The following is a 19,960-nucleotide window of genomic DNA, read 5'->3' as shown; positions in this document are numbered from 1 at the left end:
ATCAGGCCCGCGCCTGCTCCTTCCTGGCCGGCACCAGGTCGGCAAAGGCTCGTTCAGCCAGCCTGGCGGTCTCGGCCTCCACCGAGCGATAGGCGGTGAGCAGGTTTTCGCCGAAGGCGGTCAGCCGCGCGCCCCCGCCATGGCTGCCGCCGGCCGAGGTCTCGATGGCGGGCTGGCCGAACATGGTGTTGACCGCATCGAGCAGCAGCCAGGCCCGGCGATAGGACATGCCGAGCTCGCGGCCCGCCGCCGAGATCGAACCGGCCCGTTTCACCGCCTCCAGCAGGTCCATCTTGCCCGGGCCGAGCCGGGCGTCCTCGTTGAAGGCGATCTTGAGGCGGATGACGGGCTGGCCGGACATGATCGGTCTCCTAGAGCGTTTTTCGATTTGGCGGAGTGTAATTGCTCACCCCTTGCCTTTGAGGTCACGTAGCCCCTCACCCTTACCCTCTCCCCGCAAGAGGCTGGGCGAGGGGGCGCAGTCGTCGCGAATGCTCCTCCGGCCTTTCATCTCGCCCCACGGTCGGGTGAGATGGCGCGTTTCCAGCATGAGACGGCCGGTCGAAGTCACCCTCGCCCCGCCTCTTGCGGGGAGAGGGTAAGGGTGAGGGGCAGCTCATCCATGCGTAATTACGACGGAGTCCTGGAATCGCAAAGACGCGTCGAAACAAAGAGTTAGAGCAATTCAGCCTTCACACCTCAACGCGTTTTGCTCCAAGGGCAGAGGGCGTCATTGCGATTGCAGGCGAAGCGCCCTATTCAGGAGAATATAGCGTAGTCGGGCATAGGTGAAGGAGCGGGGCGTGCTTTCGCCTGAAGAATGGACGGCCTTGTGGCTCAGCCTCGAGATTGCCGGTCTCGCCACCGTGATTTCGCTGCCCTTCGCGGTCGCCGCCGCCTGGGTTCTGGCCCGCCGGCGTTTCCCCGGCAAGGCGCTGTTCGACGCCCTCGTCCACCTGCCGCTGGTCCTGCCGCCGGTGGTCACCGGCTATGTCCTGCTGGTGATGCTGGGACGCAACGGCCTGGTCGGCTCCTTCCTCGCTTCGCATCTCGGCATCGTCTTCGCCTTCCGCTGGACCGGGGCGGCCATCGCTTGCGCCGTGATGGGCTTTCCCTTGATGGTGCGCGCCATCCGCCTCTCCATCGAGGCTGTGGATCCCAGGCTCGAATCGGCGGCCGGGACGCTCGGGGCCAATCCCTTCTTTTCCTTCCTCACCGTGACGCTGCCCCTCGCCATTCCCGGCATCATCGCCGGCATGGTGCTGGCCTTCGCCAAGGCGCTGGGCGAGTTCGGCGCCACCATCACCTTCGTCTCCAACATTCCCGGCGAGACGCAGACCCTGTCGGCGGCGATCTATACGGCACTGCAGGATCCCTATGGCGAAGGCACCGTGATCCGCCTGACCCTGGTCTCGGTGATCATGGCCTTCGGCGCGCTGATCGTCTCCGAGGCGATGGCCCGGCGCGCCCGTTCTCGGCTCGGACAGGCAGCGCAGAGCTGAGGACGAGGCCGCCTCTCGGTCTTGCAATGGCCAGCGGGTCGGATCACCTTCACAGGCCCGTCTATTCGTGGAGACCGACTGTGAGCCTCGAAGCACCCGACCAGCCGCCGGTCAAAGGCCCCGCCTCCTATTTCCCCTCCATCGAGAAGAAATACGGCCAGCCGATCGCGCATTGGCTGGCGCTCATCGAAGGCCGGCGCGGCGCCAGGCATATGGAAATCGTCGGCTGGCTCAAGGACGAGTTCAAGCTCGGCCATGGCCACGCCAATGCCCTGGTCGCCTACGCCCTCGCCAAGGATGGCAAGGGCGGCTGACGAGCGGCGTTGCCGGAAGGGATGGAGTGCCGTTATGGCGCCCCGGTCGGCGTGCCCTGGTGGAAGACCATTTGGCGGCGGCCGTCGACGACCTTCCAGGTCGAGCTGTGCAACGCGTGCAGGTCATCGCCCGTGCCGTGTCTGGCGCTTCTATAGGTCAGGACAACGACATCTGATCAGGTCGAGATCATGTCGCAATGCGGGCTCCCCGGCGGCATGGTTGAAAGGCGGGTAGGAAGCATCTCATGACAACGCTGCGTAGGGCCAATCCGCAGGATGCCGCCAGGCTAGGCGCCTTGCATGTCGCTTCCTGGCGGGAGACCTATGCCGGCCTGATGCCCGATGCCATGCTTGCGAAACTGTCCGTGGAGGCGCGCTCGGCGATGTGGGCCAGGATCCTCGCTGATCCGCCCGCGGCCGGCAACATCGCCGTCTATGTGGCGGAGGATGGCGGCGATATTGTCGGCCTGGGCTCATGTGGCTGGCAGCGTGACCGGGATCTGGGGGATCGGGGTTTCGATGCGGAGATCGGCGCCCTCTACATCCTGCGGTCGCATCAGCGCGGCGGTATCGGCCGTGCCTTGATGCGTGAAATGGCGCGGACGCTGCATTCCCAGGGCCTTCGGGCGGTCTCGTTGTGGGTTCTGCGCGAGAATGTCACGGCCCGCTCGTTTTATGAGCGCCAAGGGGGCGAATGGATCGCCGAGAAGGAAGACAGGCGGGGGCGCTTCGTTCTGGTCGAGGACGGCTATGGATGGCGTGACCTCGTGCATCTGGCGGACCCTTGATCGGCACTGCCCATGCAGCCGCAGGACGGCCCGGGAATAAAATCCGATTCAATCCGCCCTGATTCTGCGCTAGGCCTTGGCGATGGCTTCCTCGGCACCGCTTCTCCAGGTTCGCGACCTTTCCGTGGCTTTCCGGACGGAGGGGCAGCCGGAACTGGCGGTCGACAAGGTCTCCTTCAGCCTCGACAAGGGCGAGACCCTGGCGCTGGTGGGCGAATCGGGCTCGGGCAAATCGGTCACGGCCCTGTCGATCGTGCAGCTCCTCAATTATCCCGCCGCCTCCCACCCCTCGGGCGAAATCCTGTTTCGCGGCGAAAACCTGGTCGGCGCGCCGGAGCGGACCCTGCAGCGGGTGCGCGGCGCCGACATCACCATGGTGTTCCAGGAGCCGATGACCTCGCTCAACCCGCTCCACACCATCGAGCGGCAGGTCGGCGAGATCCTCAGCGTGCATCGCGGCCTGTCGAGGAAGGAGGCGCGCGCGCGGTCGCTGGAACTGCTGACCCAGGTCGGCATCCGCGAGCCGGAAAAGCGCCTTGACGCCTTTCCCCACCAGCTTTCCGGCGGCCAGCGCCAGCGCGTGATGATCGCCATGGCGCTCGCCAACGATCCCGACCTGCTGATCGCGGACGAACCCACCACGGCGCTCGACGTCACCGTCCAGGCCCAGATCCTCGCCCTTCTGAAGGAGATGCAGGCCAGGACCGGCATGGCCATGCTGTTCATCACCCATGATTTGTCGATCGTGCGCAAGCTCGCCGACCGGGTCTGCGTGATGCTGAAGGGGCGTATCGTCGATGCCGGCCCGACAAGCGAGGTCTTCGCCAATCCGACCAGCGACTATACCAGGCGGCTGCTGGCGGCCGAGCCCAAGGGCAAGGCGACGCCCTTCGATCCCGAGGCCCGTACCATCGTCTCCGCCGACGATCTCAAGGTCTGGTTCCCTGTAAGGGCCGGGCTGCTGCGCAGCACGGTCGGCCACGTCAAGGCAGTGGACGGCGTCAGCCTCGCGGTGAAGGAAGGCCAGACCCTTGGCGTCGTCGGCGAATCCGGCTCGGGCAAGACCACGCTCGGCCTGGCCCTGTTGCGGCTGATCTCTTCGACCGGGCCGATCGCCTATCTCGGCAAGCCGATAGAGGGGCTCGACCGGCGGGCGATGATCCCGCTGCGCAAGGAGATGCAGATCGTCTTCCAGGACCCCTATGGCTCGCTCTCGCCGCGCCTGTCGGTGGCCGAGATCGTCGAGGAGGGGCTGCTGGTCCTGGGGCGGCGGCTCGAACCGGCCGAGCAGCGCGCCGCCATCGAGCGGCTGCTGGCCAATTTGGGGCTCGATCCCGCCCTGGCGGCGCGGATCGAGGCGAGGATGGCCAAGCTCGGCCGGCGCGCCAGTCTGGACGAAGCGCTGCGCCAGCTCGGCCTGAGCGAGACCGCCATCGAGCTGGTCGAGGAGGGGCTGCGCCGGCTCGGCTGGGGCATGGACCCGGCCAAGCGGCGGACGGCCGTCGCCCGGGCCCTTGCCGATGTCGGCATCGATCCCAAGGCGATGGACCGCTATCCGCACGAATTCTCCGGCGGGCAGCGCCAGCGCATCGCCATTGCGCGCGCCATGGTGCTGCAGCCGAAATTCCTGGTGCTGGACGAGCCGACCTCGGCGCTCGACATGTCGGTCCAGGCCCAGATCGTCGACCTCCTGCGCGAGCTGCAGCAGCGCCACAGGCTGGCCTATCTCTTCATCAGCCACGATCTGAAGGTGGTGCGGGCCCTCGCCAACGAGGTGATGGTGATGCAGGGCGGGCGCATCATCGAGCACGGTCCCGCCAGCGAGATCTTCGAGCGCCCACGCGAGGACTACACCAAGGCCCTGTTCGCCGCCGCCTTCGCCATGGCGGCTGCGCCGGAGGGCGTGGTGGGGCAGTAACCGCAGACAAGGCGTTTTGCGATTGGACGGAATCACCTCGAATCGCAAAGACGCGTCGAAGCAAGGAGTTAGAGAAAATAAGCGTTCATACTTGAACGCGTTTTGCTCCAGAAGAAACGAGCTTCAGGAATCGTCCGAGCGGGATGCCAACGCCTGAAGGTCTTCGTTCAGGCGGATCGGCACATCCATACGATCATGCAGCAGACTGAGAACGCCGATTCGGCCACCGGATAATTTGCGAAAGAACACATAGTGGCGTTGGTAGTGGCTGAAATAAACTTCGAGCTCGAGGTCGGCCGGAACAGCAAGATTGCCTGGCAGCCTGCGCCAGGCAGCGGGTCTTTCGGAAAGCTTCTGCAAGTGCTCGTGCAGGCCGCGAATATACCGTACCGCCTGGTCTTCGCCCCACTTCTCGACCGTGTCATCCCAGATACGGTCTTGTGCGGCATCTGCCGGTGGGTAGAACAGGAAGCCTGCCATTGTCGATGGCAGGCTTAACGGGTACGGGTTCGGCGTTGGTTTCGCCGAATGACATCCTCAGCCGACACCGCCACGAATTCGCTTTCGTCAGCTCTCAATCCTGGTTCGAGCTGCTTTTTCAGCCAGTCCCAGGCCTCGTCCTGGCTGTGCAGATCACGGCGGATCAGGGCCCGAATATATTCGCTGGCGTTCTCGTAAAGGCCGTTCTCGCCAACCTGCTGCTGGAGATGCGTCTGCAGCCGCCCGCCAACGCGGACGTGGATGCTGTTGTCAGCGGCCATGAGCCAATCCTTCACTTATACTGAATCATGGGGCGTGTCGCCAATATTGTCAATATTGGCGACACGGGCGCCGCAATCAACCGGCCCAATCGTGGCAGTTCCTGCTACCCCTTCAATCTCTCCCCCAACGCCTTCCAGCCGGCAGCAAACACATGGGTCGAGACGATCTCGACAAATTTGCCGGCGTCATCGGGCGCTTCGTCGAAGGTCGCGCTCCATTCGGCGAAGGTGCGGTTGCCGTCGGTGATCGGCAGGAGGCGGATCACCGCCACGTAATTCTCCACCGGGAAGGCGGGCTTGACGAAATTATAGCTCAGCGTATGCCCGGCATCGTCGAGCGCCAGCAGGCGCTCGCGGACATGGGCGCCGTCGGTAAGATGGAAGGAGCGGATGGCGCCGACGGCATCGGCGCTGCGGCCGTCCTCGATCTCGCTCCTGGCGATCGCCGGGTGCCAGTCCGGCAGGGCGTTGAAGTCGCGCACGGTCTTCCACACCGTTTCGATCGGCGCGTCGATCACCGCGCTCGCATAGGCCTTGGCCATGAGTGTCTCCTATTATGGGGTTCTATCCAGGAAGCTTGCCGTCATCGGAGATTCAGAAGGCAAATTCAGCAGAAAGCCGCGGCAGCCGGCGCTGCATTTCCGCCTCGTCATCGAAATCGAAATCCCAATCCGGGTCACTTGGCTGGCCACCGCCAGCCTCGCCGGGGAGCGATGGATAAGCGCCATCGGACCGTTCGCGGAAAACCTCGAGCATGACGTAGCCGAATTGCTCGAAACTGGCGCAGTCCATCTCGATATCATGTCCTGCCAGACTATCCGGATCGCGCATGGCTTCTTCGGCCTCTCGCCGGCCTCGGGCGATCAGCCAATTGCGGAAATCAATGAAGCCGTCATCGCTGCAGCCGCCATTGATCAGGTAGGCGGCAGCCCACAAGCGCCAGGAATACATCCGATTCCTCATGCCATTGAACAGATGGATGAAATCCACGAGATCCTGATCGGCCAGTTCGCGAAGAGAGCCTCCGAGCTTGCCCAATTGATCGTCTTCGTCCGTCCCACGCGTTGCATCGATGATCGACCAGAACCAGGTTACGTCGTCGGGTGACTGGATGGTCTTTTTGGGTTGAAGTTTCGCCGGGCCTTGCGACGCTTCCATGCTGTATGGTCCCTATTTTCCGATGCTGAGGTTCTTGAACGCCTGCGTCTGGGCGACCAGCGCCTTTTCCACTGGCAGGCGCTCCATGCTGGAAGCGCCGTAGAAGCCGTTGCAGCCCGGGCAGTTGGCCAGGATGAAGCTAGCGTCATCCGGTTCGGCGATCGGCCCGCCATGGCAGAGCACGATGATCTCGGGCGAGACCTCGCGCGCCGCGGCGGCGATGGCGTTGATCTCGCCGACGCAACCTTCCAGCGTGAGCGCGGTGTCGGCGCCGATCGCCCCGCCCGTGGTCAGGCCCATATGGGCGACGATGATGTCGGCTCCGGCCCGCGCCATGGCACGGGCATCGTCCGGGTTGAAGACATAGGGCGTGGTGAGCAGGTCCTTTTCGCGCGCCAGGCGGATCAGATCGACCTCCAGGGCGTAGCCCATGCCGGTCTCCTCCAGATTGGCCCTGAACTTGCCGTCGATCAGGCCCACGGTCGGGAAATTCTGGATGCCGGCGAAGCCCATCGCCTTGAGCTGGTCGAGGAAGGGCCCGAACTGGCAGAAGGGATCCGTGCCGTTGACGCCGGCGAGCACCGGCGTGTGCTTGACCACTGGCAGCACTTCGCGGGCCATGTCGACCACGATCTCGTTGGCATTGCCATAGGCGAGCAGGCCGGCGAGCGAGCCGCGGCCGGCCATGCGGTAGCGGCCGGAATTGTAGATCACGATGAGGTCGATGCCGCCCGCTTCCTCGCATTTGGCCGAGAGGCCGGTGCCGGCGCCGCCACCGATGATCGGTCGCCCCTCAGCGACCATGCCGCGAAACCGGGCCAAAATCCTTTCGCGCTCACTCTGCGCCATATCAATGCTCTCCAACAATGCTTTTGAAATTCGCCAGCAGCGCCTGCACGAACGCGGGCTCGTTCACGCCGGCCGGCACGCGGATGAGCTGGCGTTGCGGCGTCTGCTCGACGGTCGCCTCCAGCGCCGCGAACAGGGCCGCATCGGCCTCCGGATCATGGAAGGGCATGTCAGGCGCATCGAGGAGCGAAACACCGCCTTCGGGGATGAGGAAGCGCACCTCGCCCTCGCACTGGTTGAGCTTGTTGCCGATCCAACGGCCCATTTCGGCATTCTCCGCCGCGGTGGTGCGCATCAGCGTGACCTGCGGGTTGTGGACATAGAGATTGCGGCCGCGATGGCGCTCCGGCACGCTGTCGAGCGATCCGAAATTGACCATGTCGAGCGCGCCGCAGGAGCCGACATAGGGCACCCTGGTGCGGGCGATGGCGCCGAAGCGGTCCTCGGTCGCCGCCAGCACGCCGCCGAACAGGAGATCGCAGACCTCGGTGGTGGTGACGTCGAGCACGCCTGATATCAGGCCCGAATCGACCAGTTTCTCCATCGACTGGCCACCGATGCCGGTGGCGTGGAAGACGAGGCAGTCATAATCGGCGGCAAGCGCGGCTACCAGCTGGTTCACGCAAGGCGTCGTCACGCCGAACATGGTGAGGCCGACGGCCGGCTTGTCGTCGGCCTCGACCGCCGCCTCGGCCCGCCCCCTTGCCATGCCGGCCATGGCATTGGCGGCATTGGTCATCACCACGCGGGAGATGCGGTTGAGCCCGGCCACGTCCGTGACCGAATGCATCATGGTGATGTCGGTCGGGCCGACATAGGCCGCGACATTGCCGGAGGCGACGGTGGAAACCATCAATTTGGGCGTGCCGACGGGCAATTCGCGCATGGCGGGAGCGACCAAGGCGGTGCCGCCCGAGCCGCCGAGGCCGATCAGGCCGGCGACGTCGTCCCGCGTTGCGATGTAGTGAGCAAAGGCGAGTGCCATGGCGCTGACGGCCGAACCGCGGTCGTCGGTGAACACGGCCTCTGCCCCGCCGGGATGGCTGGCCGCCACGGTCGCGGGCGGGATCTCGACCTCGCCGGCGGTTCCGCCGGTGGAAAGGTCGATGCGGGTCACGTCGAGGCCATGGGCACGGATGCGGTCCGCCACGAAATTGAGCTCTGTTCCCTTGGTATCGAAGGTACCCGCCACATAGACGCTCGACCCGGCCATCCCTGCGCTCCCAATTGTCTTATCATTGTGGCGGGACGCTAGCACAGTCGCGGCGGCGGCGTTAAGACGGGCCTTGCGGCAAGTTGTCTTGGTGAGGTCGCCGCCGAGGGGAGGACGCCATGGCCGTGCTGCGCATCGTCGCCAATCTCGCCGCCTCGGATCCGCAGGCGGCCCGTGCCTTCTACCAGGACCTGCTCGGGCTGGAGGTGGTGATGGACCATGGCTGGATCCTCACTTTTGCCGGCCAGGGCCTACAGACACCCCAGCTCAGCCTCGCCAGCGAGGGCGGCAACGGCACGCCGGTGCCCGATCTTTCAATCGAGGTCGATGATGTCGATGCGGTCCATGCCCGCGCGCGGGCCGCCGGCCACGCGATCACCTACGGCCTGGCCGACGAGCCCTGGGGAGTCCGGCGTTTCTTCGTGCGCGACCCGCTCGGGCGCCTTCTCAATATCCTCTCGCATGCGGGATAAAGGCGAGGCGCCACCCGGCCTCAGTAGACCTGGGCGTAGCGGCGGCAGATTTCGGCATCCGACCAGGCCGACGTCATCTCGATCTCGGCGCGCTTCATGGCGAGGAATCCCTGGATGATCTCGGGATGGAACCAGTCTTGTGCGATTGAATCGCGCATGAAAGCGGCAAGCGCGTCAGGCAGGGTCTCGGGAAGGCGGCGCAGGCCGAGGCGTTCGCGCTCGGAGGGCGGCAGCGTGTCGGGATCGTTGGCGATCAGCGGCGGCTGTGCCAGCCCTTCGCGGATGCCCGCCAAACCGGCCCGGATCATCACGCCGAGGGCCCAATAGGGGCTGGCCGTGTTGTCGGCCGCGCGATATTCGAGATTGAAGGCCTTGGCGACGTTGGCGCCGGGCGTTTCCGCTGTCGGGCAGATGCGCACCGAGGCTTCGCGGTTGAGGGCACCGAAGGCGGTGTAGGCCGCGCTCCAGTGATGGGGACGCAGGCGGAAATAGGACACCACGCTCGGTGCCGTCAGTGCCACCAGGGCGGGCATATGCCGGACCAGTCCCGCGACGAACTGCCCGGTGGCTTCCGAGACGCGCCCCGGCCGCGCCGGATCGAAACTGGCGGGGGTCCCGTCCGCGGTCCGGAAGGAGAAATGGATGTGGAGGCCGTTGCCGACCCCGTCCGGCGTGGATTTCGGCACGAAGGTCGAGCGCAGGCCGCAGCTCCTGGCGACCTCGCGCGTCACTTCCCGGATCACCACGGCCCGATCAGCGGCGGCGACGGCATCGGCCGGGCCGCAGACGACCTCGAACTGGTCCCGGCCATATTCGGCGAGCACCATTTCGGGCTCTACGCCGGCTTCGCGCAGGGCTGCCATCAGCAGGGGGCCGAAGGGATCGGCCCGGCGCATCGAGGCTAGCGAGAAGGAGGGGGCGTGCTCCCAGGCCGCGCCCTCGATCTGGAACTCCATTTCGAAGGCCGCCGTGATCCTGAGGCCGGTTTTCGCCTCGAAATCGGCGAGCGCTGCCTTCAGGAACGAGCGCCCGCAACCATGCCAGGGCGTGCCGTCGAGTGCGGTGATGTCGCACAGGACGCCGTGGAGAGGCGTCTTGCCCGGCAGGCTCGCGACCCGGAAGCGGCTCGCCTCGTCCGGCATCAGGCGCAGGTCGCCCGCCGATCCCCAGGGATTGTCCGCCGGGATGCTGTCGAACGGCGTCAAGGCCAGGTTTGCCGGCACCCAGCCGCAGCCCTTGCGCAAGGTTGCTTCTCCTGCCGCTGCCGGAATCCAGCGCCCGCGCGTCAGGCCGATCATGTCGGTGGTGAGGAGGGCGACGAGTTCGTCGCCGGGTAGGTTCTGGTCCTGGCTCATGCCGACAATCCGTTCAGGCGCCGGACCACCTCGTCGGTATCGCTGACCCAGCAATAGCCGCCCATGGCCGAGAGGGCGGCCCGATGCCTCTCTTCCGAATAGGTGCTGCAGGCATCCTGCACCAGCGTGACGAGATAGCCCCGGTCGGCGCCGTCGCGCACCGCCATGTCGACGCACTGGTCGGTGAGCTGGCCGGCGATCACCAGATTATGCGTATCCAGGTTCCTCAGCACATAGTCGATATTGGTGGAATTGAAGACGCCCGAGGAGGATTTGGGCAGTACGATCTCGTTGTCGATCGGCTGCAACTCGTCGATGACGTCGCCATTGGGATCGTCGACAGCGATGTGGATCGGCGTCAGCTTGTGGTCGAGCGAGCGGTCGCGGCCGTCCTTGGTCAGGCTGCGGATGATGGTGTGCAGCACATTCGCCCCGCCTGCGCGGGCGGCGGCGAGCAGGCGCTGCTGGTTGGGCACGACGAGCTCGCGGTTGCGCTTGTAGAAATAGCTGTCCGGATCGGCGTCGGGATGGGCTGGGTCTCGGCCCGGAATGGTCCAGATCTTCTGCACATCGACGAACAGGATCGATGTCCTGCCCGGAAGGAAAGCAGAATCCCGGCTGGCGGACGTCGGCATGGGTGGCTCCTCTCAATCGGCCTGTCTTTGTAACGAGAGCCGGAGCGCATGCACGCGCTCCGGCAAACGCCTGGTGATTTGGCGGCGTCAGCTCTTGCTGGGCGCGCCGAGTTCGCCGGCGAGGCGGTTGCCGATGCTGCGCACCATGCTCGGCGCGCACAGCGTGACCAGCAATCCGAGGACGCACCAGCCGAGCGCCAGCACCGGTGCCGCGAAGGGGTCGAACGGGCCGACGAGGTTGAAATAGAGCGCGGTCACGATCACGGCCATGCCGAGGAGGGGAATGATGAGTTCCCATTTGGGAATGGCGACCTGTCCGCTGAGGATCAGCCTGGTAACGCCAACCTCGACCATCAGATAGACCACCATCAGGCAGACCGAGCCGATGATGGCGAAATGGAAATAGGCGTCGATGGCGAGGTCCCCCGTGCCGATATTCGGGCGGCCGGTGAGATAGGCGAGGAGATCGACGATGGCCGTCACGGCAAGCACCACCCACACGGCATTGCGCGGCTGGCCGTGCCGGCTGTCGAGCGCGCCGAGGACACGGGGCCCGAAGCCGTCCCGGGACAGGGCGAACAGCAGCCGGCTGGCGGTGGCGACAGAGGAGAGATGCGAGCCGAAGGCGGCGAGGACAGCCGAGAAGATCAGGATCAGCGCCACCGGGCGGCCGAGATAGGTCTCGGCCAGGGCCCCGAGCGTGTTGCCGGCCCCCTTGAAGGCCGCCAAGCCCGCCGCATCCGTGCCGAAGCCGATGGTCTGGGCGAACATCACGATGACGAACAAGGCACCCGTCAGCACGACCGAGCCGAGCAGCGCCAGGGGGATGTTGCGCTTGGGATCGTCGGTTTCCTCGCCCAGCGTCGCGCAGCCCTCGAAGCCGGCCCAGGACAGGAAGGCGGCTACAACCGCGGCAGCGACGGCCTGGAAGCCGACGCCATCAAGGCTGAAGCTGGAGAAATCGACATGGGTCGTCGGCGCGCCGCCCTTGGCGAAGATCGTCGCGGTGAGGATGATCATGAAGACGATGCCGATGCCTTCGACCAGCAGCAGGACCTTGGAGATAGTCCGGGTGTCGCGCGTGCTGAAATAGACGGAAAGCAAAGCCCCTGCGAGGGCCGGCACGATCCAGGGCAGCTGATAGGGCTTGTCCGCGCCATGCTGAAGGGCAGCCAGGAGGGCGTTCGCGAAGGCGCCCAGTGCCGCCAGCGTGCAGATCGAGAAGAAGACATAGGTGCCGAGCAGGGCAAAGCCGGAAAAGAAGCCGGCGCGAGGCCCGACGGTCGCGCCGACCAGGGCATAGGCGCTGCCGGCATGGTTGTAGTAGCGGGTCAGCCGGATGAAGCCATAGGCGATCAGCGCCACGCCGACCAGGCCGAAGACGAAGACGAGGGGGATGGCCTTGCCGACGGAGTCGATCAGCCCCTGGCCGTTGCCGCCCATCGCCAGGGTCGGTCCCATCAATCCGAGGGAGAGCGCGAGCGCCTCCCACAGTTTCAGCTTGCGTGATGTCTTCCCGTCATTCTCGCTCATGCTACCCCACAGTTTCAGGACACGCGGCGCGCCGGCATGGCGTGCGACGAGGCCATGATGTTTTCGGATGGACGACAGCCGTCATTGTTGGCGCGCGGCATGACTGCCGAAGCCGTGCGCCTTGTGCGGACAGAATTCGTGGAGCGTGGAAACGGCAGGCCGGGGACCAGAATCCCCCCGTATCGCTTGCTTTTTTCGCACGAGCTGCTTGCTGGCTGCGAACAAAGCATCGTCGACAATGTCTGTCAATATTTTTTCATATTTGACGATCGATCAGTGTTTATGTCAAAACTCTAACACAACGAGGGCCGCCGATCATGCCTCTGAAAGACCTGCTGACGCAGAGCGGACTCAACCTCACGCCCGCCGAGGGAAAGATCGTGCAGGCCCTGCTGGCCGACTATCCAACCTCCGGCCTGGGAACGGCCTCCAATCTCGCCAAGCGGGCCGGCGTCAGCGACCCGACCGTGGCGCGGCTGTCAGCCAAGCTGGGTTTCGAGAGCTTCGCCGATTTGCAGGCCATGCTGATCACCGAAATCGAAGCGAGGCTGCAGTCGCCTCTCCTGATGTTCGAGACCAAGCGGACGGCCGGCAACGGCCCGGCCACGGTGCAGACCTATCTTCAATCCGTCGCTCATCGCGTCGCCGAGACCGAGACGGCGGTGCCGGCGCAGAACTACGACCAGGCCGTGGATCTCATCATGGCGGCGAAGGGGCGGGTGCTGCTGCTCGGCGGCCGTTTCAGCCGGCATCTGGCCGGCATCCTCGCGGGCTATCTCGGCCAGTTCCGGGGGCAGGTGACGGACCTCGCGCGCTTTTCGGCCGAAAGCTTCGACCTCCTGCTTGAGCTCGGCAACCGCGACGTACTGATCGTCTTCGATTATCGCCGCTACCAGACAGACATCGTCCGCTTTGCCAGCCAGGCGGCCGAGCGCGGCATCAGGCTGATCCTGTTCACCGATCAATGGCTGTCGCCGATCGCCGAGAAGGCGGAGGTGGTCTTCATCGCGCCGAGCGAAGTCAATTCACCCTATGACACGCTGGTGCCGGCCCTCGCCCAGCTCGAAGCCCTGTCCCTGCACGCCGTCATGCGCAGCGGCGATGCCGTCAAGCGGCGCATCCAGGCGCTCGAGGACATTCGCAGTGCCGTCGGCGTCACGGTCAGCGAAAAGGCGCCCTGAGGATACATCCATCATCAAACGAATCGAATTGCCTCGACCCTTGTCATTGCCGGGCTTGCCCCGGCAATCCAGTTCTCCAGACGTCGAAGGCGGGCTTCTGGATACCCGGGGCAAGCCCGGGCATGACAAGGGTGGCGCTTCAGTTATTTCCGGACAATGCCGAACCGGCCGCAATCACGCTTAGGACCTTTCCATGCCGAATGCTCCCCTGCAGCACGAGCCCGCCCTCGACAATGCCGATTGGCCGCCCGCCCTCGAGATCGTCAACGAAGGCGGGCGTTCGCCGATCGTGCTGATCTGCGAGCATGCCTCCAACCACATGCCGGCCGAGTATGGCGGGCTGGGCCTGGGGCCGGTGGATCTGGGCCGGCATATCGCCTGGGACGTCGGCGCGGCAGAGGTCACGCGCCATCTGGCGCGCCTGCTCGACGCGCCCGCTTTCCTGGCCGGCTATTCGCGCCTGCTGATCGATCTGAACCGGCCGCTCCGCGCACCGAGCAGCATCCCGGCTGTCTCGGAGGCGACTGTAATCCCCGGCAATCTCGATCTCGATCCGGCCGAGCGGGAACGGCGCGAAGCCGTGATGTTCCACCCTTTCCACCAGAGCGTGGCGCGCTTTCTCGATGCCCGGCAGGAGCGCGGCGAGGGAAGCGTGATCGTGGCGATCCACTCCTACACGCCGGTGTTCCACGGCAAGCCTCGCCCCTGGCACGCCGGTGTGCTGTTCGCACAGGCGGCGCCGATGGGGCGGAAGGTGATCGAGGCGCTGCGCAGCGCGGCATCCGGGCTGCTGGTCGAGGCCAATGTGCCCTATGTCATCGACGGCAATGACTACGCCATTCCCGTTCATGGCGACCAGCGCGGCAACCCGGCCGTCCTGATCGAAATCCGGAACGACCTGATCGCCACGCCCGATGGTGCGGAGCGCTGGGCCGGCTACCTGGCGGGCGCGTTCTCCGCCTGAGCAGTGCTATCCACCAGGAAACGATCGACCACGCGCTGCAGCAGCGGGGCATAGTCTCTGAAAGCGCGGGTCTTCAGGCCGGCGACCTTGCCGGCCTCGTCCCATAGCCGGACCCGCACGGCCTCCCTGTAGAAGGGGCTGGAGCGGAATTCGGCGATCTCGGCCGCGTTCATCGGGCCGCCCTGCAGCTGTAGCGTATGGCGCGAGGCGGGGGAGAGCCTGGCGTCGTAGCTCGGATCGGTGGCGCACAGATAGCGCTTGGCTGCCACATGCAGCCGCACGCATTCGGTGACGACCTCGGGGAAGAAGGGGGCCAGCACCTCGGCACCGGCATCGTCATGATGCTTGTCCTCGGTGTCATCAGGCGAATAGGCGCCGAACTCGCTGGTGAAATGGCCGACATCGTGGAGCAGGGCGGCGGCGACCAGTTCGTCATCGGCACCTTCCTGCTCGGCGAACCAGGCGCCTTGCAGCATGTGCTCGGCCATGGTCACGGGCTCGCCGAGATATTCCTCGGCACCCCGGCGCTCGAAGATGTCGGCGAGGAAGGGCACGATGGTGGTGGCGTCGAGAGTTGGCGTGGTCATTCGGCGGCCTCCCGGCGGGTTTCGGCCCGGATGGCCGCGAGGGTGGAGAGAAGGCCGTCCTTGTCGGCATAGCAGCCCTGGAGCCAGCGCTTGCCGCTGCCGGAGAAAGCCTTGCGGGCATGCATGACGCGAGTGTTGTCGACGATGAAGAGCTCGCCGGGCCTGAGCTTGAAGCTCACTTCCATGGCGGGATCTTCCAGGATCTCGGCAAAGCGCCGATAGGCGGCGTAGAAGGCGGCCATCTCCTCATAGGGCACGTCGGTGAAGGCGGCGGCCGAGCGGTTGTTGAAGCGGATGGCGATCATCTCGCCATCGGGCCCCAGTTCGATGAAGGGGCGCTTGGAGCGCAGGCACACGCCCGAGGAGCCCGCATATTCGAAGCGCACGGCGTGGCGGGCGAGGAGGTCGAAAGCCTCGGGATCCTCGGCTTGCAGGCGCCTGGCCACGGCAAAGCCGTCGACCACGATGGAATCGCCGCCCTCGACGGAGTTTTCGAGGCAGGCCAGCAATTGCAGCGTCGGCACCGGATCGCGATAGGGATTGTCGGTATGGGCCTGCAGGCCGAGATTGGTATAAGCGAGGTTGGTCGGGTTGACCTCGGCGCGCACTTCGAACCAGCGGCCGTAATTGGTCTCGCGCACATAGCCGAACAGGTCGGCGACATCGCACAATCCGCCCGAATGGGTCGGCATGCCGGTGATCACGGCAAAGCCGTGGCGTTCGACCGCGCCGAGCCAGGTCCCGAGCACGGCCCTGTCTTGGCGCAGGCGGTCATAGGAGGCGGTGGGAACCTGGTCCTGCAGGCCGGCGTCCCAGGGTTCGATCGCAGGGCCGAGCCAGCCCTGCGCAGCGGGAGCCGGCTTGTCGTAGCCATGGTCGCGCAGCCAGCCGGCCGGAAACACGGCCTGGTGCTGCTCGGGAGCGAAGGTGATGCCGATGGCGCCCTCGGCGGTGACTTCAGCCGAAGCGATCACCGTATCGGCCGGAATATCGAGCACCGTTATCAGGCGCTGGCCATTGGCGCTGCTGCGGGTGCGCGGATCGAGGGCATTGTCGCGCAGCCAGATCGCGTGGAAGCGATGGCTCTCGCCGTCACCCCAATTGATGCGCAGGGCCTGGCCCGCATCCAGGATTTCAACTGTTTCCGCCTTCATCGCATGGCCTCCCGTCTGGATCGCAGCCATTGTGCGGAAGCCTCTGCCATCGTACAAACAATGAAAAATGTGCAGATGACATCATTTCTATTATGGCAGAATCATCCCGCCTTCCGCCGCTCGCCTGGCTGCGCACCTTCGAGGCCTGTGCCCGCCATCTCAACTTCACGGCGGCCGGCGAGGAACTCGGCCTGACCCAGGCCGCCGTCAGCCAGCATATCCGCAATCTGGAGGCCGAACTCGGTGCCGCGCTGTTCACGCGCCAGCGGAGGGGCGTGGAACTGACGCCGGAGGCCGGCGCCTACCTGCCCCATATCCAGGGGGTGTTCAGGGCGCTTGCGCGCAGCACCACCGAATTGTTCGGCCGGCGCGCCGGCCAGACGGTCGACCTGCGCTGCCCGATCTCCTTTGCCCTGCTCTGGCTGGCGCCGCGCATCCCGGCCTTTGCCGCCGCCTTTCCGCAGATTCGCCTGGTCCTCTCCACCGTACATGTCCCGGCCGATTATGCCGGTGATCGCGAAGGCTTCGACATCCGCTTCGGGGTGGGGGCATTCGAGGGGCGCGACAGTCATCGCCTGACCTGGGAACGCCTGGTGCCGGCGGCGGCGCCTGCGCTGCTGGCAGGCCTGCCGGATCCCCGGCTCTGGACGCGACTACCCCTGCTCTCGGTCGCCGGCGGCCGGGAGATGTGGCCGGACTGGTTCGCTCGGGCCGGCATCGGCACGCCGGGCCGGCCAGCCCTGGTTTTCGACAGTTTCGTGGTGGCGCTGGAAGCAGCCAAGGCCGGAGCGGGGGTGGTTCTGGCCTCGCGCCCCCTGGCGGATGCGATCCTGGCGGAAGGCCGGCTCCGGCCGCTGTCGGACATCGAGCTTGCCGGCGAGCGCGGCCATTTCGTCACCTGCCCGGCCGGCAGGGCGCTTGCGCCGCATGAGCAAGCCGTGCTGGATTGGATCCTGGACGAGGCGAGGCCCCGAGCCTGAGCGCGTCAGGAAATGGCAGTCCGCAGGTCCCCGTTGTCCTCGCGGGCTTCCCAGGAAGGGCCGGTCGACCCGCCGGAGCGAGGCGTGCCACCGGGAGGTTTCGTGTCCAGATTGCCGGGCACTTTCGTGGAGGCGAACGGATCGCCCGACCGGCCATTGCCGACCCAGTCAGTGAATTGCAGGAGTTGGGCGAGGCTGGCGGGGCCTGCGCCTGCGGGCAGCCAGCGGCGCAATTCATAGGGATTGACCGTCATGTAGCGCACGGTGAAGCCTCGCGCCTTGCCCGCCTCGCGCCAATCGGCCACCAGACGCAGCCAATCCGCATAAGGTATATGCAGAGACAATAATTCTTCGAGGAACGGGTAATGTGTTCTCGTAACTCGGGGAAGGAACAGGAAACGCATAGTATTCCCCCGCAGATCTAAGAGACGATCGGAACTTATCTGTCGGGCAGCATACCCCGTAATTTCCTACCTCTGAAAGCTGCCCAGACGGATTAGATAATTAAACCAGCCGCTTAATACTTGTTGGTTATATTGGCGTGGTGCTTCGCATCGCCGGGATATCAACGGTATTAAAATTGCGAGGAAATCCGCGACCTGTGGTTGTGTTCAGGCGGTGCGGCAAGGGGGCCTGCCGGCCCGAATCACGCACCCGGTTCCAGAGCGCATGGCAGATGGTCGAGACGGCAACGACGATGAAAAGACTGTTGTCGTCTGGTGCGAAATGCTTTCGTTTCCGGCCGCAGATTTGCTCCAATACCTTGTTTCGACATGGTTTTGCGAGGCTTACCCATCCCGATGAACCGCGGGGGGCTTTAGGCGGACGGCGCGGGCGTGCTATCGGGAGGGCCGCCCGCTGCCCACCCCAGGAGGCTTCCCTTGCCGATCGATCTCAATGGACTTGGAAACCTGTTCATCCTCTACGGCATCAACTGCCTGGGTGCCTTGGTGATCATGCTGGTCGGCTGGTGGGCTGCCGGCATGCTGGAGCGCCTCACCGCGAGGACCCTGACGGCAACCTCGCGCATGGATCCGATCGTCACGGCCTTCCTGTCGAGCCTGGTACGCTATGGCGTGCTGGTGCTGGTCTTCATCCTGATCCTGCAGGTGATCGGCATCCAGGCCACCAGCCTCGTCGCCGTGCTGGGTGCCGCTTCGCTGGCCATCGGCCTCGCCCTGCAGGGCACGCTTTCCAACATGGCCGCCGGCGTGATGCTGCTGCTGTTCCGGCCTTTCCAGCTCGGCGACAGCATCGAGGTGGCCGGCAAGGCCGGGACGGTCAAGAACCTCAATTTGTTCATGACCGAGCTCGCCAGTGGCGACAATGTGCAGGTTCTGATTCCGAACGGGCAGGTCTGGGGCTCGCCGATCACCAATGTCTCGGCCTATCCCACCCGCAGCGTCAATGTGAAGGTACCCGTGCCCTATGGCGGTAATGCCGAGGCGGTGTCGGGTGCGATCCGCGATTTCCTCAGTCGCGACGGCCGGGTGCTGCCGCTGCCGGCCGCCTCGATCGTGTTGTCCGGCTTCACCGAAAAGGGCGTCGACATCGCCGTCCAGGCCTGGACCAAGGCCGGTGATGCCAATGACCTCAAGGCCGAGATCGTGCAGCGGGCTTCGGCGGCCCTGGACGCCGCGGCATCCGCGTCCTGATCGCTCGCTCCGCGATCACTTCTGCGCGGCGCGCCGCTCGGCGACGCGCGAGAGCGCGGCCCAGTCGAGATGGCCTTCGCCATGGGCGAGGGCGTCGAGATGATTGTCGCGCAGCACGCCGGCGAAGGGCAGGGGCACGTTGACGGCATCGGCCGCCTCGAGCGCGAGGCGCACATCCTTGAGGCCGAGCGAGAGCTTGAAGCCGGCGGGCTCGAAGCGCTCCTCCGCGATGGCGGCGCCATAGCCCTTATAGGGCGGCGCGGCGAAGATGGTCGAGGTCAACATCTCCAGGAAGGCGGCCTTGGCGACGCCATGGCCCGATGCCAGCGTCGATGCCTCGGCCATGGTCTCGATGGCGCTGGCGATCATGAAATTGGCGGCGAGCTTCACCGCGGCCGCCTGTTCGGGCCGGTCGCCGAAACGCCAGGTCTTCTGGCCCAGCACGTCGAGCAAAGGCTGGACCCGGTCGAGCTGGGCGGCATCGCCGGCTGCCAGGATGTTGAGCTGGCCGGCCTCCGCCACATTCACGCGCCCGAGCACCGGTGCGGCGACATAGAAGAGGCCGCGCGCCACGTGTTCGGCCGCGATGTCGCAGGTGAAGGCGACCGAGACGGTTGCCATGTTCACGACGACGGCGCCCTTGGGGAGGGCGTCCAGCGTGCCCTGGGCGAGCAGGACGTCCCGGCTCGCGGCGTCATCGGCCAGCATGGCGATCAGCACTTCGGCGCCATCGGCCGCATCGGCTGGGGCGGCGGCCGGTTCGGCCCCCAGCGCCGCGAGGCGGGCAACCGGCTCCTGCGAACGGTTCCAGGCCCGCACGCGATGGCCTGCCTTGACCAGATTGGCGGCCATGGGAAGGCCCATGGTGCCAAGACCGAGAAAACCCACTTGCATGATCGAGACTCCTTATTTGGAAATGATCGTTTCCGAATTGGCCGAA

23 protein-coding genes are annotated in these 19,960 nt (G+C 65.5%); 9 read left to right on the top strand and 14 right to left on the bottom strand.

All coding sequences use genetic code 11. The features are described from left to right. Position 1: 1 nt before the first annotated feature. Entirely contained in the window at positions 2-361 is a 360-nt protein-coding gene (locus BA190_RS18855; protein ID WP_068290735.1) for a winged helix-turn-helix domain-containing protein, read from the bottom strand. 442 nt (positions 362-803) lie between these two features. On the opposite strand from BA190_RS18855, the gene modB reads away from it, so the two are divergent. From modB to BA190_RS18835, 4 genes are all read left to right on the top strand, one after another. Further along, the gene (gene modB, locus BA190_RS18850) at positions 804-1,502 is read left to right on the top strand and encodes a molybdate ABC transporter permease subunit (RefSeq protein ID WP_068290802.1); all 699 of its coding nucleotides are present in this window, start codon (positions 804-806) and stop codon (positions 1,500-1,502) included. 80 nt (positions 1,503-1,582) lie between these two features. Then, on the top strand, positions 1,583-1,816 hold the full coding sequence (locus BA190_RS18845; protein WP_068290733.1) for a DUF4287 domain-containing protein: 234 nt from the start codon (positions 1,583-1,585) through the stop codon (positions 1,814-1,816). A 245-nt stretch (positions 1,817-2,061) separates the two neighbouring features. After that, positions 2,062-2,604, top strand: coding sequence for a GNAT family N-acetyltransferase (locus tag BA190_RS18840; protein ID WP_068290730.1), 543 nt, complete (start codon positions 2,062-2,064; stop codon positions 2,602-2,604). Positions 2,605-2,686: 82 nt separating this feature from the next. Then, complete coding sequence (locus tag BA190_RS18835; RefSeq protein WP_082979861.1) at positions 2,687-4,522, top strand: ABC transporter ATP-binding protein; 1,836 nt, start codon at positions 2,687-2,689, stop codon at positions 4,520-4,522. 123 nt (positions 4,523-4,645) lie between these two features. On the opposite strand, the gene BA190_RS18830 is transcribed toward BA190_RS18835, so the two are convergent. The 6 genes from BA190_RS18830 to BA190_RS18805 all read right to left on the bottom strand — a co-directional run bounded on the left by BA190_RS18830 (position 4,646) and on the right by BA190_RS18805 (position 8,503). Beyond that, entirely contained in the window at positions 4,646-5,002 is a 357-nt protein-coding gene (locus BA190_RS18830) for a type II toxin-antitoxin system RelE/ParE family toxin (RefSeq protein ID WP_068290728.1), read from the bottom strand. A 14-nt stretch (positions 5,003-5,016) separates the two neighbouring features. Then, the gene (locus BA190_RS35390) at positions 5,017-5,283 is read right to left on the bottom strand and encodes a transcriptional regulator (protein WP_082979860.1); all 267 of its coding nucleotides are present in this window, start codon (positions 5,281-5,283) and stop codon (positions 5,017-5,019) included. Between the two features lie 104 nt (positions 5,284-5,387). Next, positions 5,388-5,825, bottom strand: a complete 438-nt coding sequence (locus BA190_RS18820) for an SRPBCC family protein (protein WP_068290723.1) — start codon at positions 5,823-5,825, stop codon at positions 5,388-5,390. Positions 5,826-5,877: 52 nt separating this feature from the next. After that, positions 5,878-6,441 (bottom strand): DUF4240 domain-containing protein, encoded by a 564-nt coding sequence (locus BA190_RS18815; protein ID WP_082979859.1) that lies wholly within the window; start codon positions 6,439-6,441, stop codon positions 5,878-5,880. 12 nt (positions 6,442-6,453) lie between these two features. Beyond that, positions 6,454-7,290, bottom strand: a complete 837-nt coding sequence (locus tag BA190_RS18810) for a phosphoenolpyruvate hydrolase family protein (protein WP_068290721.1) — start codon at positions 7,288-7,290, stop codon at positions 6,454-6,456. A gap of 1 nt (position 7,291) precedes the next feature. After that, on the bottom strand, positions 7,292-8,503 hold the full coding sequence (locus BA190_RS18805) for a Tm-1-like ATP-binding domain-containing protein (protein ID WP_068290718.1): 1,212 nt from the start codon (positions 8,501-8,503) through the stop codon (positions 7,292-7,294). Positions 8,504-8,622: 119 nt separating this feature from the next. Between BA190_RS18805 and BA190_RS18800 the strand changes: the two genes are divergently transcribed. Continuing rightward, a complete protein-coding gene (locus BA190_RS18800; RefSeq protein WP_068290716.1) occupies positions 8,623-8,976 on the top strand; it encodes a VOC family protein in 354 nt (117 codons plus the stop codon). Between the two features lie 20 nt (positions 8,977-8,996). Here the strand turns inward: BA190_RS18800 and BA190_RS18795 are convergent, their stop codons facing one another. The 3 genes from BA190_RS18795 to BA190_RS18785 form a co-directional block, all read right to left on the bottom strand. Beyond that, positions 8,997-10,331, bottom strand: a complete 1,335-nt coding sequence (locus BA190_RS18795; protein WP_068290713.1) for a glutamine synthetase family protein — start codon at positions 10,329-10,331, stop codon at positions 8,997-8,999. Next, positions 10,328-10,966, bottom strand: a complete 639-nt coding sequence (locus BA190_RS18790; RefSeq protein ID WP_068290711.1) for a cysteine hydrolase family protein — start codon at positions 10,964-10,966, stop codon at positions 10,328-10,330. Before BA190_RS18790 ends, BA190_RS18795 begins: the two co-directional genes overlap by 4 nt. A gap of 87 nt (positions 10,967-11,053) precedes the next feature. Next, on the bottom strand, positions 11,054-12,499 hold the full coding sequence (locus BA190_RS18785) for an APC family permease (RefSeq protein WP_068290707.1): 1,446 nt from the start codon (positions 12,497-12,499) through the stop codon (positions 11,054-11,056). Positions 12,500-12,816: 317 nt separating this feature from the next. On the opposite strand from BA190_RS18785, the gene BA190_RS18775 reads away from it, so the two are divergent. Together BA190_RS18775 and BA190_RS18770 are read left to right on the top strand one after the other, a co-directional pair. Then, positions 12,817-13,680, top strand: coding sequence for a MurR/RpiR family transcriptional regulator (locus tag BA190_RS18775; protein WP_068290702.1), 864 nt, complete (start codon positions 12,817-12,819; stop codon positions 13,678-13,680). Positions 13,681-13,873: 193 nt separating this feature from the next. Beyond that, positions 13,874-14,644: an N-formylglutamate amidohydrolase gene (locus tag BA190_RS18770; protein WP_068290700.1), complete on the top strand. Its 771-nt coding sequence runs from the start codon at positions 13,874-13,876 to the stop codon at positions 14,642-14,644. On the opposite strand, the gene BA190_RS18765 is transcribed toward BA190_RS18770, so the two are convergent. Together BA190_RS18765 and BA190_RS18760 are read right to left on the bottom strand one after the other, a co-directional pair. Then, positions 14,617-15,231 carry an HD domain-containing protein gene (locus BA190_RS18765; protein WP_068290698.1) on the bottom strand — a complete coding sequence of 205 codons (615 nt, stop codon included), beginning with the start codon at positions 15,229-15,231 and terminating at the stop codon, positions 14,617-14,619. The genes BA190_RS18770 and BA190_RS18765 overlap by 28 nt on opposite strands. After that, positions 15,228-16,385, bottom strand: coding sequence for a gamma-butyrobetaine dioxygenase (locus BA190_RS18760; protein WP_068290696.1), 1,158 nt, complete (start codon positions 16,383-16,385; stop codon positions 15,228-15,230). Before BA190_RS18760 ends, BA190_RS18765 begins: the two co-directional genes overlap by 4 nt. Before the next feature lie 92 nt (positions 16,386-16,477). Between BA190_RS18760 and BA190_RS18755 the strand changes: the two genes are divergently transcribed. Beyond that, complete coding sequence (locus tag BA190_RS18755; RefSeq protein ID WP_068290694.1) at positions 16,478-17,365, top strand: LysR family transcriptional regulator; 888 nt, start codon at positions 16,478-16,480, stop codon at positions 17,363-17,365. A gap of 5 nt (positions 17,366-17,370) precedes the next feature. On the opposite strand, the gene BA190_RS18750 is transcribed toward BA190_RS18755, so the two are convergent. Further along, the gene (locus tag BA190_RS18750) at positions 17,371-17,709 is read right to left on the bottom strand and encodes a hypothetical protein (RefSeq protein WP_068290692.1); all 339 of its coding nucleotides are present in this window, start codon (positions 17,707-17,709) and stop codon (positions 17,371-17,373) included. A 537-nt stretch (positions 17,710-18,246) separates the two neighbouring features. On the opposite strand from BA190_RS18750, the gene BA190_RS18745 reads away from it, so the two are divergent. Beyond that, the gene (locus BA190_RS18745) at positions 18,247-19,020 is read left to right on the top strand and encodes a mechanosensitive ion channel family protein (protein WP_068290690.1); all 774 of its coding nucleotides are present in this window, start codon (positions 18,247-18,249) and stop codon (positions 19,018-19,020) included. A 15-nt stretch (positions 19,021-19,035) separates the two neighbouring features. Here the strand turns inward: BA190_RS18745 and BA190_RS18740 are convergent, their stop codons facing one another. Further along, entirely contained in the window at positions 19,036-19,914 is an 879-nt protein-coding gene (locus tag BA190_RS18740; RefSeq protein WP_068290688.1) for an NAD(P)-dependent oxidoreductase, read from the bottom strand. Between the last annotated feature and the right edge of the window lie 46 nt (positions 19,915-19,960).

It is taken from the genome of Labrys sp. WJW (assembly GCF_001676615.1).
GTDB lineage: Bacteria > Pseudomonadota > Alphaproteobacteria > Rhizobiales > Labraceae > Labrys > Labrys sedimenti.
The sequence above is the reverse complement of the archived record's forward strand: the minus strand, read 5'-3'. Positions and strand labels throughout refer to the sequence as shown.

Coding starts and splice junctions, on each gene's coding strand:
- BA190_RS18835 (WP_082979861.1), top strand. CDS start 2,687: ATGGCTTCCTCGGCACCGCTTCTCCAGGTTCGCGACCTTTCCGTGGCT.
- BA190_RS18770 (WP_068290700.1), top strand. CDS start 13,874: ATGCCGAATGCTCCCCTGCAGCACGAGCCCGCCCTCGACAATGCCGAT.
- BA190_RS18805 (WP_068290718.1), bottom strand. CDS start 8,503: ATGGCCGGGTCGAGCGTCTATGTGGCGGGTACCTTCGATACCAAGGGA.
- BA190_RS18765 (WP_068290698.1), bottom strand. CDS start 15,231: ATGACCACGCCAACTCTCGACGCCACCACCATCGTGCCCTTCCTCGCC.
- BA190_RS18820 (WP_068290723.1), bottom strand. CDS start 5,825: ATGGCCAAGGCCTATGCGAGCGCGGTGATCGACGCGCCGATCGAAACG.
- BA190_RS18755 (WP_068290694.1), top strand. CDS start 16,478: ATGGCAGAATCATCCCGCCTTCCGCCGCTCGCCTGGCTGCGCACCTTC.
- BA190_RS18815 (WP_082979859.1), bottom strand. CDS start 6,441: ATGGAAGCGTCGCAAGGCCCGGCGAAACTTCAACCCAAAAAGACCATC.
- BA190_RS18740 (WP_068290688.1), bottom strand. CDS start 19,914: ATGCAAGTGGGTTTTCTCGGTCTTGGCACCATGGGCCTTCCCATGGCC.
- BA190_RS18790 (WP_068290711.1), bottom strand. CDS start 10,966: ATGCCGACGTCCGCCAGCCGGGATTCTGCTTTCCTTCCGGGCAGGACA.
- BA190_RS18830 (WP_068290728.1), bottom strand. CDS start 5,002: ATGGCAGGCTTCCTGTTCTACCCACCGGCAGATGCCGCACAAGACCGT.
- BA190_RS18800 (WP_068290716.1), top strand. CDS start 8,623: ATGGCCGTGCTGCGCATCGTCGCCAATCTCGCCGCCTCGGATCCGCAG.
- BA190_RS18760 (WP_068290696.1), bottom strand. CDS start 16,385: ATGAAGGCGGAAACAGTTGAAATCCTGGATGCGGGCCAGGCCCTGCGC.
- BA190_RS18775 (WP_068290702.1), top strand. CDS start 12,817: ATGCCTCTGAAAGACCTGCTGACGCAGAGCGGACTCAACCTCACGCCC.
- BA190_RS18855 (WP_068290735.1), bottom strand. CDS start 361: ATGTCCGGCCAGCCCGTCATCCGCCTCAAGATCGCCTTCAACGAGGAC.
- BA190_RS18840 (WP_068290730.1), top strand. CDS start 2,062: ATGACAACGCTGCGTAGGGCCAATCCGCAGGATGCCGCCAGGCTAGGC.
- BA190_RS18810 (WP_068290721.1), bottom strand. CDS start 7,290: ATGGCGCAGAGTGAGCGCGAAAGGATTTTGGCCCGGTTTCGCGGCATG.
- BA190_RS18795 (WP_068290713.1), bottom strand. CDS start 10,331: ATGAGCCAGGACCAGAACCTACCCGGCGACGAACTCGTCGCCCTCCTC.
- BA190_RS35390 (WP_082979860.1), bottom strand. CDS start 5,283: ATGGCCGCTGACAACAGCATCCACGTCCGCGTTGGCGGGCGGCTGCAG.
- BA190_RS18785 (WP_068290707.1), bottom strand. CDS start 12,499: ATGAGCGAGAATGACGGGAAGACATCACGCAAGCTGAAACTGTGGGAG.